This is a genomic window from Burkholderia sp. MBR-1 (genome assembly GCF_013822785.1).
Classification (GTDB): domain Bacteria; phylum Pseudomonadota; class Gammaproteobacteria; order Burkholderiales; family Burkholderiaceae; genus Burkholderia; species Burkholderia vietnamiensis.
Genome location: NZ_CP053609.1, coordinates 1151598 through 1166185 on the forward strand (window position 1 = coordinate 1151598; position 14588 = coordinate 1166185).

Below are 14588 nucleotides of genomic sequence, written 5' to 3' on the forward strand. Positions count from 1 at the left end.
ACTCCAATTCGGTTGCTCGACGCCTTTAAAGGTACGTTGACCAACCAACTTGTGCCAAAATCAGGAATTAGGAATCGATCGAGGAGGGGGCTTTAATGGCTTTGGATTTCAACAGGCTGAATACTGCAACGGCCGCAAAACAAACGGATCCCAGGAAGATTTTTACCACTTTGAAGCGCGATGGACGCTTCAAGCGCCCGTCGGATGAGCAGGCGGATGTCCTTGACGCGTGGTATGAGCGTAAGACCGCGAAGGATCTGACAATTAAAATGAACACTGGCGGGGGTAAGACCGTAGTCGGCTTGCTCTGCCTTCAGAGTTCGCTGAACGAGAATGTCAAGCCTGCCGTCTACATAACTCCGGACAGCTTCCTTGTGGCGCAAGTACTCGCGGAAGCCAAGGCACTCGGGATTGCAGCTACGGACAATGAGCATGATCCGGACTTTATAGCGGGACGCTCCGTACTCGTGGCCAATGTCCACAAGCTTTTTAATGGTCGATCAGTCTTCGGAGTTGGTGAGAAAAAAATACCAATTGGCAGCATCGTCGTAGATGATGCCCATGCCTGCTTGAGCGTGGTGCATGATCAATTTTGTATAAAGTCAAAGGCCGGGAATCCGATTTACGACGGGCTTTTGAGCATGTTTGAAGCGGACCTAAAGGCGCAATCCCCGTCAAATTTGCTAGACGTAAAGGACGAAGATCCCAATGTTGTCATGACTGTTCCGTATTGGGCATGGATGGCTCGGCAGGATAAGGTCGTCGAGCTCTTGCACGCCCAACGGAAGGAAAGGGATCTTGAGTGGTCTTGGCCACTGTTGAGCGACTGCATACCGCAATGCACCTGCGTCTTTGGAGGCGGGCGACTAGAAGTCGCGCCCCGGTTTGTGCCAATTGACCGGATCCCGTCATTCGCTGGGGCGCAAAGGCGCATTTATATGACCGCAACCCTCGCAGATGACACAATTCTTGTCAGTCATTTTCAGGCCGACGCCGACGAGGTCGTTAAGCCGATTCGTCCAAAGGGTGGTGGAGACATAGGGGATCGGATGATTCTTGCGCCTCAGGAAATCAACCCTGAGTACACCTTCGAGGATATCAAGGCGTTGGTTGTCGAAATCGCAGTCGACCGCAACGTCGTTGTTATTGTCCCGTCAAAACAACGGGCTGGATCGTGGAATGACGTTGCCGCGCAGGTCTTGGACAAAGACACAATTCGTGAGGGCGTGGAGCGTCTTAGGACGGGGCATGTTGGTCTGACGGTGCTGATAAACAAGTACGACGGCATCGACCTTCCTTCAACAGCGTGCGAAATGCTTGTTATTGATGGTCTACCAGAGGTGTACGGTTTGGGCGAACGCCTAGAAATGCAACTGCTTGACGGTACGAAGAGGCAGTTAGTCCGGCAAGTCCAGCGAATCGAGCAGGGCATGGGCCGTGGCGTCCGGTCCAGTGACGACAACTGTGTCGTACTGCTTTTGGGCAGGAAGTTGACCCAAAAGCTTCACGAGCCCGAAGCAGAGGAAATGTTCTCGTCGGCGACTCGCGCGCAAATTGCTCTCGGGAAAGAAGTTGCGGCGCAAGTCCGCGGGAAGCCCCTTGAAGAACTCAAGCCGATTCTCAACTTGTGTCTGGATCAAAATGATGCTTGGACGGAAGCCGGCAGAAATGCCGTAGTGAATGCGCCACCGATTGAGGGTGGACGACTAGATTCGACCGAAGTCAAACTACGCGAGGCGTTCGATGCCATCCGCATTGCAAGAGCAGACACCGCTATCAAAAAGGCACAGGAAGCGGTAACGGAGACGACGGAAAAGAAAGTCAAGGGGTACCTAAAGCAACAACTGGCTGAGTACACGAATTTCGTTGATCAGGCAAAGGCGCAAGAGCTACAGTTGGCTGCACTGGGACTCAATCCGCGCTTGCTGAAGCCTATCGCTGGTGTCACCTATAACAAGGTCAGTGCACCGGTGAAGGGTCAGGCTGTGGCCGCTGCCATGTTCATGGAGCGATTCCTCGAAGGTAACGACCTTGTAATTTGGGTCAACGGTCTTATCGAGGATCTGGAATGGGGCGAGGAAGGCAGTAAGCGGTTCGAGGCCGCAATGCAAGAGTTGGGCGCATTTCTGGGGTTCGGATCTCAACGACCAGAAGAGCAGGTGGGCCGGGGCCCGGACAACTTGTGGGCTCTCGGAGAGAACAAATATCTAGTCATTGAATGTAAAAGCGGGGCGGTGTCGGCCGACAAGATTTCCAAAGGCGATACTAACCAGTTGAATGGCTCGATTGTTTGGTTCCATGAGAAGTATGGTGCGGATGCGTTCAGAACCCCGATCATGGTGCATCCCAAGACTGTCTTTGAATATGCTGCGTCGCCGAATCCGGACATTCGCATCATCAATAGCAAGGGGCTCTCGAAATTGCACGAAGCAATTCGGGCCTACTCGGTCGCGCTGGCTACCTCGGGAGCCTTTAAGGAAGTTAAGGAGGTGGAGAAGCAATTGCAGCAACATAAGCTCTCAGCCGCAAACATCGTGGTGCTGTGTACCGTTGCCCAAGGGTCGAAATAGTGGTGCAGTGACGTAACCCTCGCTAAGGCGGCATCGTTGTCGACAACGGTAATCGGGTATGGCTCACGTGGGCATGTGGGCCACACTCGGCGATATTGTCTCTGCAGGTTTTTTCCGAGCTTCGCATTGCAAACGTTGTACTTCACTGCAAGAACGCACTGACGCCGCGAACCGGCATAGTACGATCACTACAACGCTTCGCGCTCCAGCACCGCGCGATGGCCTTGAACCGCACCGGGAATCGTGGAGGCCGGTTGGTTTAAGTTAATGCAGGCACTTCAGCAGCATTTCTGAGTTGCCTGTAGTAGTTTGCCTCAGCCTCGGCGGGCGGGATATAGCCGAGCGGTTCCATCAGCCGATGATGGTTGTACCAGGCGACCCATTCCAGCGTTGCCAGTTCGACGGATTCCCTCGTTTTCCAAGGGGCGCGCCGATGAATCAGTTCCGTCTTGTAGAGACCGTTGATCGTTTCAGCCAGCGCGTTATCGTAGCTGTCGCCACGGCTGCCGACGGACGGCTCGATACCCGCCTCGGCCAAACGTTCGCTATACCGAATGCTGACGTATTGAGCCCCCCTATCGGAGTGGTGTATCAAGGTCCCATCGTCGCCCGGTTGGCGCGCGTACAGCGCCTGTTCGAGCGCATCCAGAACGAAGTCCGTGCTCATCGACGAACTGACGCGCCAACCGACGATGCGACGGGCAAACACGTCGATCACGAACGCCACGTACAGCCAACCCTGCCATGTCGAGACATAGGTGAAGTCAGACACCCAGAGCTGATTTGGGCGCTCAGCCTTGAACTGCCGGTTGACCCGGTCCAGCGGGCGCGGGGCGCTCGTATCGGGATTCGTCGTGCGAACTCGCTTGCCGCGAACTGTGCCTCGCAAGCCCTGCAGCTTCATCAGCCGCCCGACCGTGCAGCGTGCGACCACAATGCCCTCCCGGTTCATCTGCTTCCAGACCTTCGGCACACCGTAGACCTGCATGTTGGCCCGCCAGACACGCTTGATCTCGGGTTGCAGGACCTCATCGCGTTTGGCACGAGCGCAGCGTTTGGACGGATCACGAAGCTGCGCAGCATGGCGTCGGTAGCCCGACGGGGCGATCCGCAATACCTTGCAGATCGGCTCGACCCCGAAGGTGTCGCGATGCTGATCAACGAAGGCCTTCAGGACTTGAATCGGCGGTCGAGCTCCGCCTGGGCGAAAAACGCGCTCGCCAGCTTGAGAATCTCGTTGGTACGGCGCAGTTCCTTGACCTCACGCTCCAGGGCCTTGATGCGTTCACGCTCGGCCGTGCTCACGCCATCACGTTCCCCACGATCGATCTCCTCGCGCTTGACCCAATCCAGCAGCGTCTGCGGCGTACAGCCGATCATCGGCGCAATCGATTCGACCGCCGCCCACATCGACGGATGTTCGCTACGCTGCTCACGTACCAGACGCACTGCGCGCTCCCGGACTTCCGGGGAAAACTTGGTTGCCTTCTTGTTCATGGCTCGATTCTCTCAAGAATCCGAGCCTCCACAAAATTCGGTGCGGTTCAGCTCCCTCGTCGGCCCAGAGCAATCTTAGGAAAAACGCCCGTGCTCCGCTAGACGGAGTGGAGAGGTTCGTGTCGGCTGGGGCGCGAGCTGGCGAGTACCATGCGCGGCGGGCGCGAGGACTGAACGTTTGCGCATGCGGAACCCCTTTGAACGGGGACGTCCGCTGGACGTCATCACCGCGACACTGCGCCGAAGTCGCAGTGGAACTGGAGACCGACCACGTGGGTGGCGTCGCCTGCGGCGGTGTCGAAGTAGGTCAAGGTGCCGTCAGAAATCACGCTCGATCAACATTTCATCGTGAAAGACTGCAAAAACGGCGGGCAGAATTCGTTCAGAATTTCGCAAAGACGGTGTGGCGACGTCGTGTTTCTGGGTTCGATCGAGTATGAAATATCGTCAAATGCGTGCGATATCATATTGGTGATTTGATACGATGTTTGGCGTATCAATGGGATGAGCGTCGTTCTCCGTCGCCTACATTTTCCCAACAGTGATTTCGATACAGTGAGAGCGACGTGACCACCGGTCCGGACGTTCTTGCCTCCGCGGCCGTGCGGGGTATCTGAGAGGAAGGAAGAACAAAATGGAAGCCAGGGCATCCTCGGTCGGGGAGCTGTCGTCGAGCGGTCTTTTTGACGCTTTTCACCGGGGTATTTTGCAGAATGATCGGCTGCTGAAACTCGATACGCCCCTTGGCGCGAATACCCTCGTTGCATTACGTGCCGAGGGGTATGCAAAAATAGGGCGCGATTACCGGTGGACTGTCGATGTAGCGTCGATGCGCACCGATCTTACGCTTCTGTCGTTGATGCATCAGCCCGTCACGTTGTGGATTCAGCAGGAGACCGCGCCATTCGCTGAGTCGACCTACCTTCCCGTCCACGGCTTTGTACACCGTATCGGGATGCTGGGTGCAGATGGTGGCCTGGCTGTCTACCAGCTAGAGATCTCGTCGGCTTTGCACTTCCTCGGGCATACCCGCGACGATCATTTTTGGCTCGAAAAGGATGCACGGGAGATTCTGGCGAATGTGTTCGACCGATATCCGCAGCTGCAAGGTCTCTATCGATTCGACACCGTCAGCACCCCGCGGGTGCGCTCGTATTGCAGACAGGCAGAGTCCGACCTGAATTTCGTCCATCGGCTCCTCGAGGATGAGGGTTGGTATTTCTACTGGGAACATGCGACCACCCAGTCAGGGGAGCCACCGAAGACGACCCTAGTCATCGTCGACCGTGTTTCCTCGCTACCCCAGCCAAAGGATGCGACCTATACCCGCGGCAACGCGAGCAATGAAAGCAATGGCGTAGCGCAATGGGCAGCTATCCAGACACTCCAAAGCGTGCGTTATACAACGCGTTCATTCGACTACAAGCGCCCGAATTACGACTTCGAGGCAGTTAGCGAAATCGAGTCGACGACCTACGAGATCGAGCAGCGTCGACAACGTGAAACGCAAAGCATCCCGACGGTGCCAATGGAGGTCTTCGAATCGACGCCGTATGGGTATCCCACCACGGATGCCGGTGGATCTCGCGCGCAATTGCATACGCAGGCCTGGGATGCACAGGCATTGCGCTATGCGGCAGTCGCCGGATTGCGTTGGATCGACGCTGGGAGGCGTTTCGTGCTGCACGACCACCCCCGGCATTCGAACCCGGACGCCAAGCACCGCGAGTTTGTCGCAATCGAAGCGCGATGGCTCGTCGAAAATAATGTGCCTATCGCTCGCCAGGGAGCTGCTTTCCCGCACAGTTTGCAGCGGCGAGTTTCCGACGCAAAAGCAGTTCGCGGGAGCGATTTCCAGTCGCCGCCACACCCGGCCGACGGCGAAACTGGATTCTTCGTCGTCGACGTCGAAGCTCAACCTACGACTATCGAATATCGGAGCCCGTTCGAGCACCGCAAACCAATCATGCATATCGAGCATGCGATCGTGGTGGCGCCAGAGGGGGAAGAAGCTTGGGCCGACGAATCGAATCGAATTCGCGTGCGGCACGCATGGGACCGTCAGAGTCCTGCAGGGGCTTTCAATACATCGCCGTTGCTGTTGTCGTTGCAGTCCGACACTGGGAATTCGTACGGCTCCGTACACGTTCCGCGCGCGGGCGAATGGGTGGCGATTAGCCACTGGGGCGGCGATTGTGATCGCCCGTTCGTGCTTGGACGGCTCAATGGCGGTACGACTCCACCGCCTTGGCATACGAATGTGTTGCTATCGGGTTTTCAGTCGAGTGGGTTCGGCGGTACGGGCGCTTTCAACTCGTTCGTTCACGACGACTCAACCAATCAAGGTGCGACGCGACTGACCTCCTTCACGGGTTCAAGCTACAGCTCGTTCCATCAGGGATATCTGATCAGCCAAGACCGGAACAAACGTGGGCGTTACCTTGGTGCCGGTTTCCAGATTCACACCGACGACTACGGCGCGGTACGAGCGAACCGCGGCCTTTATTTGAGTACGCATGCCAAAGCGCACGACGCAGAGCAGCTCGACGTCGTTGAGGCGAGGGATCAGCTGACGCGATCGGGCATGCTTGTTGAATCGCTATCAAGCGCCAGCGCGACGGCGCAGGCTGAGTCGTTGGAGGGAAGTCAAGACACTCTGAAAGCCGTAGCCAAGGCCACCGAGCATCCCATTTCAGGACAAACGTCCGGGGGTAGGACCGATGGCGGCGGAACAGGGGAGGCCAACGGATTCGCCACACCGATGATCATGATGGCCACGCCAGCCGATATCGGATTAACGTCCCGACAGTCGACTAGCATCGCAGCGGATCGACACATCAATCTGACCAGCGGCGAACACACTCACGTTGCCACGGGCAAATCCCTCATCGTTGCGGCCGCAGAAAAGATCAGCCTGTTTGTGCAGAAGGCGGGGGTGAAGCTGTTCGCTGCAAAGGGCAAGGTCGAAATCGCTGCGCAAAGCGACGCGTTGAGCCTGTTCGCCGATCGCGACGTAACGGTTACCAGCAATCAAGGTAGAGTCGTAATCGAGGCGAAGCAGGAGCTGATTCTGAAGTGTGGTGGCTCGTACATTCGCATCACCGCGGAAGGTATCGAAGACGGCTCGCGAGGACCTCGTACGATCAAATCGGCCTCATTCAGTCGTCAAGGTCCGAGCTCGATCGCTGAACACATGAACAGCTTGCCTAAGACTGCGTTCAACGACCCCTATGTGCTTCGCCACTCCATCACAGGTGAAGTGCTCAAGAATCACCCGTACGAGTTCGTACGGAGCGATGGAACAGTCATCAAGGGCGTGACGGACGAACTCGGTAAGACTTCGGTGCAGAAGAACGTGGACGTCGAGACGATGACTGTGCGTGTGTTGCCTCGCACGCTCAACGACGTCGGCTAGCGGTCCGAATCGTGGATCGCGTCAATCGCCATCAGCACATCTTGAATCTCTCCGATCAACCGCAGTAATCGTAGGTACCGGTATGGGTCCGAACAATTCCGGCAGCAACAACGCAGCGAAGCAATCCGATACGGTCGTCATTCAAGGGCAGCACGAGCCAGGCGGCGGGTCGTCCGCAAAAGTGACGTTAACGCCGGATGCCAACAAATGCACTAAAGAGTTTCATTGCGATCCGCGGCCACCTATCCCGGTGATTTTTATTCCCGGGGTGATGGGCTCCCTGCTAATCAACAGAAATACCGGGCAGGAGATTTGGAATCCGCCGAATGAAACCAACCGCGCTGCGATAGCATTCGGCTGGAATGGATACTTCTCAGATGCGTCGGAGCGCGAAACAAAATACGACACATCGTCGGCAGTCGTCTCCACGCTCGGCGCGATCGTGACGACAGGTTGCGATCTGACGGCCGACGAAGCGCGAAGGCGAGGCTGGGGATCGGTCCATTCGAAGAGTTACCATGGATCGCTCGCTTGGCTTGAGCGCGAGCTCAACCACCCGATGAAGGCGGGAAAGCTCCTTGGCGCCTGGGCAAGCGGTGACCCGAAAGGTGAAGACTTCACTTTGAATCCGGTCATCGGGACAGCGCCATCGAGCTACGGCGCGAATGGTCCGGGTATCGACCCGCTTAAGGTCGACTCGGATGAATTTAAGAAGTTCTGCCAGTACCGATATCCGGTGTATGCGATCGGCTACAACTGGTTGCAATCGAATCTGCTGTCGGCCGAAGACACAGTGAAGGGCGTTGACTATGTCGATCAGAAAACCCACAAGAAATACCATTTGATGGGTATCAAGGAGATCTGCGCCGAGAACAAAGTAAAGAAGGCAATCATCATCACCCACTCCATGGGGGGGCTCGTCGCCCGCATGGCTTCAGTGATAGCGGGTTACGACGACTTGATGTACGGCGTGATCCACGGGGCGCAGCCAGCGACTGGCGCACCGTTGGCCGCACGACGGTTTCGCGCCGGCGCTGAAGGGGAGGGGGCAATCCTCAATAAGGTACTCGTGGGGCGAAACGCGCCGGAATTCACGGCAATCACGGTCAACGCACCCGGGCCGTTGGAGCTCCTTCCGATGCCCGACTATCACGACTATGAACCATGGTGGGTTGTTCGCGACATGAAGCGACAGGAAGTACTCGCCCTGCCGAAGAAGAACGACACGCTGAAGTTGTTCACGTCACAGGCGTGGTACGGCTTGGTCCCCAACCAGTCCGACGCAATGCTCGATCCTGCTGGAATTGCCAAACAGCGCCTGCAAACGACTCAGCCTGGCATGACGCTGCAGAAGAACTTTCTGACGACAATGCAGGACGTGGTTGACCGCCAGCATCAACTGATAAACAACTATCATCCGAACACCTTTGCCTTCTACGGTAACGGTCCCTTGCGACGGTCGAGCGAGGTTGACCCGACAAAGGGCGGTACAGCCAAGGCTCCTACCAAGCAGGAGACCACCGCACCAGCGGATAAGCTGCTCACCTTCGGCCGAATCTATTGGCGTGGTGACTTCCCAGCAGGTACGACCGAAGAGGACCTGATGAAGGCCGAACTCTTGAGCGACGACCAGAAGGGCCAGGTCCGTATCCGCGTCAAGGGGCTTGTCTGTACACTCTTTGCGGAGATCATGGATCCCAATTTTCCGCAGGAGCGAGGCTTGATCTTTGGGGATGGCACGGTGCCGAGCTGGTCTGGGGAATCCGTCGCACGTGGCTTGAAGGCCGGTGTCCCTGGCGAAAAGGCGAAGGGTGTGCAGATCGCCTTCACGCAGAACGGGTTTGATCACCAAGGCTGCTTCGGGCATCCGTGGGCGAAGTGGGCCACACTCTATAGTATGGTCAAGGTCGCAAAATCGATCGACGTTCCCGTATGACAACATTAAACCAGTTCACAAATCGAATCGCAGTCGCGCTCGTGGCCTTCTCGGTAGGGATGGCCGCGTGCTCGAAGAGTAATCCGTCGGAGTTGCCTATGACCACCCCCGTGATGCATGACACCCGCCCGTGGTGTATTGGCCGTTTCGTTGTCGACCTTCCCCATGATGCAGAGGTGTACAACCAAGAATATAAGTACATGGGGTACTCGATCGATGTAGCGAAGAACGTAGGTCAACAGGAATTCGTACGGAGAGTAGAGGCGCGCGAGCACGAGCTGAAGACCAAGCTGCGGGTTGATCCGCATAATTCCTTCTCGCCGACGAAGACACCGTGGCTCCATCAGGCGGTACAGCCCAATGACTACTCGCGTCTCTTTGTTTTCGGGCGATACGACGTCCCGCCCGCCGAGCTCTCATACGACGTGGAAGGGTACGCGTGGTCGCACGACACGCAATTCACCTTGAAGAACAAGTTCGGCGATGGCTATGACCAGAGCGCGGTCCAGAATGCGTCCGAGATCCTACGAAATATTCGTCCGCGTGATGAAGGGGACGTGCCGAACGATGGCGCATTTTGCTTTAACGGCGGCTTGATCGGCGGCAAGCAACTTCCGGCTTTCGATGCCACCGTCGCGGCCGGTCTTGTTCCGGGGCGGCCGTCTAATCTGATCGTGAAGCTGCGCGAATCTGTTGCTGCCGATCAGAAGGCGTCGCTGTTGAGCGGGCTTTCGGAATTTGAGGCTCAGCTGAAGCCGTACGCGGGGCACTATAAGGTATTGCGAAAGGGCAAGCGTCAAGTCGCCGGCATTCAAGCCGAGGAAATTCTCGTCGACATCCATGAAGATGGCGTCCAGAAGTACCAGTTCTATCTGTTGGCGGCCGGGGTAGAGGGAGATCCATCAAAACCGCACACCGCCATTCAATTGTTGTTCGGTGCGGAACCTGACGCGGTGAATCCCGCCTCCGTGACGACGTCACCAGTGAACGAGGAACAGGCCGTCCAGGCGTGGGATACGGTCCTGAACAGCTTCCACTATCGTGGTGCCGCGAAGTAAGGAGGACGTGGAGGAATGCCGCGCTATGACATTGTGAAGGGCGATCTGACAACCGTTGGCGGAGTGGTGCAGGACGGTGATGGGGCAGACTTGATAAACGGTCGCGAGCAAGCCTACGAACATGATCCCGTCTTTTGTCCAGTCTGCAAAACCGTCGGGAAAATCGCGTGCGATGGCCCGCGGATTTCCACCACCGGTCCCGATGGCCGGCAGGCAGCGCTCAGTGACGATCTTTGCATCTGTCTTTGTTCTCCGCCACCACGTCTGGTCGCCTCGCAGACGACGTCGTGCAGCGACACTTAACGTACCGCAAAAGACATGAATCTGATCACTCAACTTCCCGACAGCACCGCTCAAGCCACCGAAGATCTCACCTACTCACGCGTCTTGTGCTGGCGTGTGGTACAGCCCACCGGAAGCGAAAATCGCGTCTTCAACATTCTGCTGCGCTCGTCGCGCGAGGGATACCTTGTACGCCTGTCGGAGGTGCTCCGGAAACGCGAAGGCGATAGGGTTAATACCCGTGAATACGTCACGCTTACGAACCCTCCAAACATAGGCGCCCCGTCCGGTGAGTCGTTCTATAGGGAGCGGGTGCGGCTGCGCAACGAGATGATTGGCTGGATTAAGGCGCAGCTGGCGGTAGGTGCCGTTGCACTAACACGCGAGCTTCCAGTTCCGGTCGGGGTTACTGTCACGCGCGCGACTGGCGAGTACCATCTCCTGGCTTTCCCTCACCCGAGAGCGCGGATTGTCGAAGTCGTGGCGACGTCAGACGATCTGTCCGATCTCGACGGGGACATTAGCTGGCGGGTACCGACGGACGGTGATCAGTCGTGGGCCGACTGATCGATTCGACAGGGAAGATGCGGCTGGCACCGCCGCCGCAAGAGCGCCGGTGACCTAAGACACGGAAAGCGCGCTTAGCCAGGTCGGTGGCATCATCGTGGCGCTATGCGTCTCTCCTTAAACTAGGAGCGGTCGAAAATCCGAACCGGGAGCCTCGATCGACATTCAAGTATGTCGTAAGCCATTTCAAGATGTCGGGGTGCCAGCCAGACAGATGGAATGGTCCCTTCGTGCACAACGCAAAAAGGGCGAGGCCAGCGGTCCGTGCAGACTTTGAACAGAGCCCCCGGTACTCTGAATAGAAGGTCGCATTCGCTTCCCGACGGTGACTTCAGTTCACGGAGGCGCAGGATAGCCCCTCCCGTGAACTAAGCTAAGCATCGCATGAACGGCGCGCGACGAGCATAAGTTATTGCTGCATAAAGCTTTTCAAGATATTCTGGCTTGTAGATCCTGCACCTATATCTAGATACATTTTCCTAAAGTCGATAAATTCCGGTTCATCAGCTCAACGTCCGAAAGGAAGGACCAGATGAACAAGGAGTTGCTGCTTTTCTGCTTGGATTGGTTGTCGGCAAACGCGCCGTCGCTGGTCCAGCTGCTCGCCGCGCTGGTGCCCGTCATGGCGCTTGGGGTCGCCGGGTACGCGCTTTACGTCGCGTCGAAGAAGGGGGGCCAGAAGTGATCCGATCCTCGCAATGGCATCGACTGCCCTCCGCACCTGTGCTCGCGGCTCTGCCTGAGATGAAATGGAGCACTGCTGACAATGCGAGGCCTGCAGCTGAAACGTCGGCGCTGATGTTGTTTGTTGCGCTCAACTTCATGGCGACGGCATGGCTCGACGAGCAAGGGCGGTACGTGGCAGTCGCCGAAGGGACGTACGTTGATCTCGGCGAGGCGACCGGCTTATCGCGTGCGCTGATCTCGGCAGGACTGCAACGCCTGGTGGCGCTCGGTCTGATTGCGCCTGAGGGTTCGCATCAGAAGCGCCGCTATAAGATCAATTGGCCGGAGGAGCACCGCTTCTTCAAGTTGCCCTGCCATGCGATCGTGGCGGGCAATGTGATCAAGCCGTTCGCGCATTTCACAATGCGCTCGAAGCACGAACTGCACGCGATGAAGCTTTACCTCTACTTCGCGGCGGTTCGTAGCAACCACGCCTATTTTTCGATGGCATCGTACGAAACCATCTCCGAGCGGACTGGCATCTCCGAGCGGGACATCCGCAAGGCGATCAGTCTGCTGATCGGCACCGGGCTGCTGGTCGGAATCAACCGCGACCACAGCCACGTCTCGACCGTGAATGAGCCAAACAAGTACTACCTGACGGGCTATCAGGCGCTGGTGCAGCAGAAGAGCGGCACCCCCGACGGAGGGACCGCCGTCACGCCGCCATCGACGGTCGCAGTTACCATTACCTAGCGTGAGTGGGTGCACCGAGCAGGATTCCCGCGGCGGCTTCGTTCTGCCAACAGAAGAAGGAAACATCGCGGGCATGGTGTGCATGGCGGACAGGACGGAGTATGGGATGCAGGTAAGACAACTGAAGATCAGCAACTTTCGTGGGATCGGTGCACTCGACTGGAAACCGCAGTCTCCGCTCTGCTGTCTCATCGGCGTGGGCGATACCGGTAAATCCACGGTCCTCGACGCCATCGAGGCAGCCCTGTCCTCACGCTGGCTCACCTTCAGCGAAGTTGATTTCCTCGATGGAGATACGGCGACGCCAATCTGCGTCGAGGTCACGGTCGGAGAATTGTCGAAGGCACTGAAGTCAGACGAGCGCTTTGGCCTGTACATCGGCGGCTGGTCGGTAACTGGGACGCTGAACGACGAGCCGGAAGACGGCGATGAACCGGTGCTCACCGTGCGACTAACTGTCGACGCCACGATGGAACCAATATGGGAGCTAGTGCGCGACTCTGCCACCCACCCGCGCACACTCTCGAACAGGGACCGAGCGTTGTTCGGCCTGGTGCGGCTGGCAGGTGACGACGCCCGACACCTGACTTGGGGCCAAGGCTCGGTGCTTGCCAAGCTGACGGGTGATGCCGACGACGCCGCTCGCAACCTTGCCGATGCCTACCGCACGGCGCGCAGCAGCGCGAAGCTCGACAAGGTGACGGCACTTGCGGATGCCGCGAAAGTGGCGCAGGCGCAGGCCTCCTCCCTCGGCGCTTACGTGCAGGATGAGTACGGCCCCGGCCTTGAGCTGCTGCGGGGTGGGTTCTCCACCAGTTCGATCGCACTCCATGACGGCAGCGTCCCCTTGCGGCTCGCGGGCCTAGGAACCCGGCGGCTGGCGACGCTGGCAATTCAGCGTTCCGCCATCACGGAAGGTGCCATCGTCCTAATCGACGAAATCGAACATGGCCTTGAACCGCACCGTGTGATCGGCGCGATTGCACGCCTCAAGGAGGCACAGGCGGCCGCCGCGACGGAGAAGAGGGCGGTGGGACAGCTTCTCATGACCACGCATTCCGATGTCGCTATCGGCGAGATCGAGGCGCGCAACCTCTATGTCGGGCATCGCGACAGGGCCAGCAAGTGCGTCGAATTCCACGCACCTTTGATGCTCTCATCCTTTGCGAAGTTGATGAAGAAAACGCCGCGGGCTCTGTTCGCGCGCCGCATCGTCATCTGCGAGGGCGTGACAGAGGTGGGTCTGTTGCTTGGCTTTCGCGATCCCTTGTGCTCACGCAATAGGGGTGTCCCCGTCGAACAGCGCGGCGTCGCTTTTGCAGATGGCGAAGGAGCGCAAGCCCCGCAACTGGCAATAGCGCTTGCGGCGCTCGGCTACCCCGTCGCCTTGTATCGGGACTCCGACCGTCCGATGACACCGGACGAGACGCGCGACATCGTCGCCGCCGGCGTCGTAGTCTTCCAGTACGATGGCGCGATGGATACGGAGACGTCGCTGTTCACAGCAGCCAGCGATGCGCAGGTGCAGGCGCTGCTAGACTACGCTCGCGCCGAGAAGACCGAAGAATCGGTCGCTGCGACCCTGAAGGCCAGGGACGCCGAGCTGACGCCTGAGACGACGAGCCTTGCCTTCGACACGTGGGAACTGTTTGTTACCGCAGACGGGGCTGCCCTTCGCGCGACTCTGGCGGAAATTGCATCAAAGAAAAACTGGTTCAAGGAACTGCATTCGGGGCGCGCCATCGCGCCCATCGCATGGGAGATTGTCGAGCAAGCGCCCGCATCGGCTTTCTCGAGGTGCGTACGAGCGCTGGAGGCTTGGCTCTATGCCTGAGGCCCGC

10 protein-coding genes and 1 other annotated feature are annotated in these 14588 nt (G+C 57.9%); of the genes, 9 read left to right on the forward strand and 1 reads right to left on the reverse strand.

Going from position 1 to position 14588, the window contains the following annotated elements:
- The first annotated feature begins 95 nt into the window (after nt 1–95).
- Nucleotides 96–2570: a DEAD/DEAH box helicase gene (locus MBR110_RS05280; protein ID WP_059735306.1), complete on the forward strand. Its 2475-nt coding sequence runs from the start codon at nt 96–98 to the stop codon at nt 2568–2570.
- 259 nt (nt 2571–2829) lie between these two features.
- Here MBR110_RS05280 and MBR110_RS05285 read toward each other — a convergent pair.
- A protein-coding gene (locus MBR110_RS05285) for an IS3-like element IS1416 family transposase (protein WP_105819029.1) occupies nt 2830–4067 on the reverse strand; the annotation gives its coding sequence in 2 pieces (ribosomal slippage) (nt 2830–3776 and nt 3776–4067; 1239 coding nt in all).
- Nucleotides 3670–3786: a sequence feature (AL1L pseudoknot), on the reverse strand. (Overlaps the previous gene by 117 nt.)
- A 634-nt stretch (nt 4068–4701) precedes the next feature.
- Between MBR110_RS05285 and MBR110_RS05290 the strand changes: the two genes are divergently transcribed.
- From MBR110_RS05290 to MBR110_RS05325, 8 genes are all read left to right on the forward strand, one after another.
- A complete protein-coding gene (locus MBR110_RS05290; protein ID WP_060091468.1) occupies nt 4702–7482 on the forward strand; it encodes a type VI secretion system Vgr family protein in 2781 nt (926 codons plus the stop codon).
- Nucleotides 7483–7564: 82 nt separating this feature from the next.
- Nucleotides 7565–9418, forward strand: a complete 1854-nt coding sequence (locus MBR110_RS05295; RefSeq protein ID WP_258569969.1) for a lipase family alpha/beta hydrolase — start codon at nt 7565–7567, stop codon at nt 9416–9418.
- 98 nt (nt 9419–9516) lie between these two features.
- A complete protein-coding gene (locus tag MBR110_RS05300; RefSeq protein WP_175949545.1) occupies nt 9517–10476 on the forward strand; it encodes a T6SS immunity protein Tli4 family protein in 960 nt (319 codons plus the stop codon).
- A gap of 15 nt (nt 10477–10491) precedes the next feature.
- A complete protein-coding gene (locus tag MBR110_RS05305; protein ID WP_175949546.1) occupies nt 10492–10779 on the forward strand; it encodes a PAAR domain-containing protein in 288 nt (95 codons plus the stop codon).
- A gap of 15 nt (nt 10780–10794) precedes the next feature.
- Nucleotides 10795–11325 (forward strand): hypothetical protein, encoded by a 531-nt coding sequence (locus MBR110_RS05310; protein WP_181709207.1) that lies wholly within the window; start codon nt 10795–10797, stop codon nt 11323–11325.
- A 532-nt stretch (nt 11326–11857) separates the two neighbouring features.
- Entirely contained in the window at nt 11858–12010 is a 153-nt protein-coding gene (locus MBR110_RS05315; protein WP_155624964.1) for a hypothetical protein, read from the forward strand.
- Nucleotides 12011–12069: 59 nt separating this feature from the next.
- Entirely contained in the window at nt 12070–12747 is a 678-nt protein-coding gene (locus MBR110_RS05320) for a helix-turn-helix domain-containing protein (RefSeq protein ID WP_155624963.1), read from the forward strand.
- Between the two features lie 106 nt (nt 12748–12853).
- On the forward strand, nt 12854–14581 hold the full coding sequence (locus MBR110_RS05325) for an ATP-dependent nuclease (RefSeq protein ID WP_059734274.1): 1728 nt from the start codon (nt 12854–12856) through the stop codon (nt 14579–14581).
- Nucleotides 14582–14588 lie beyond the last annotated feature (7 nt).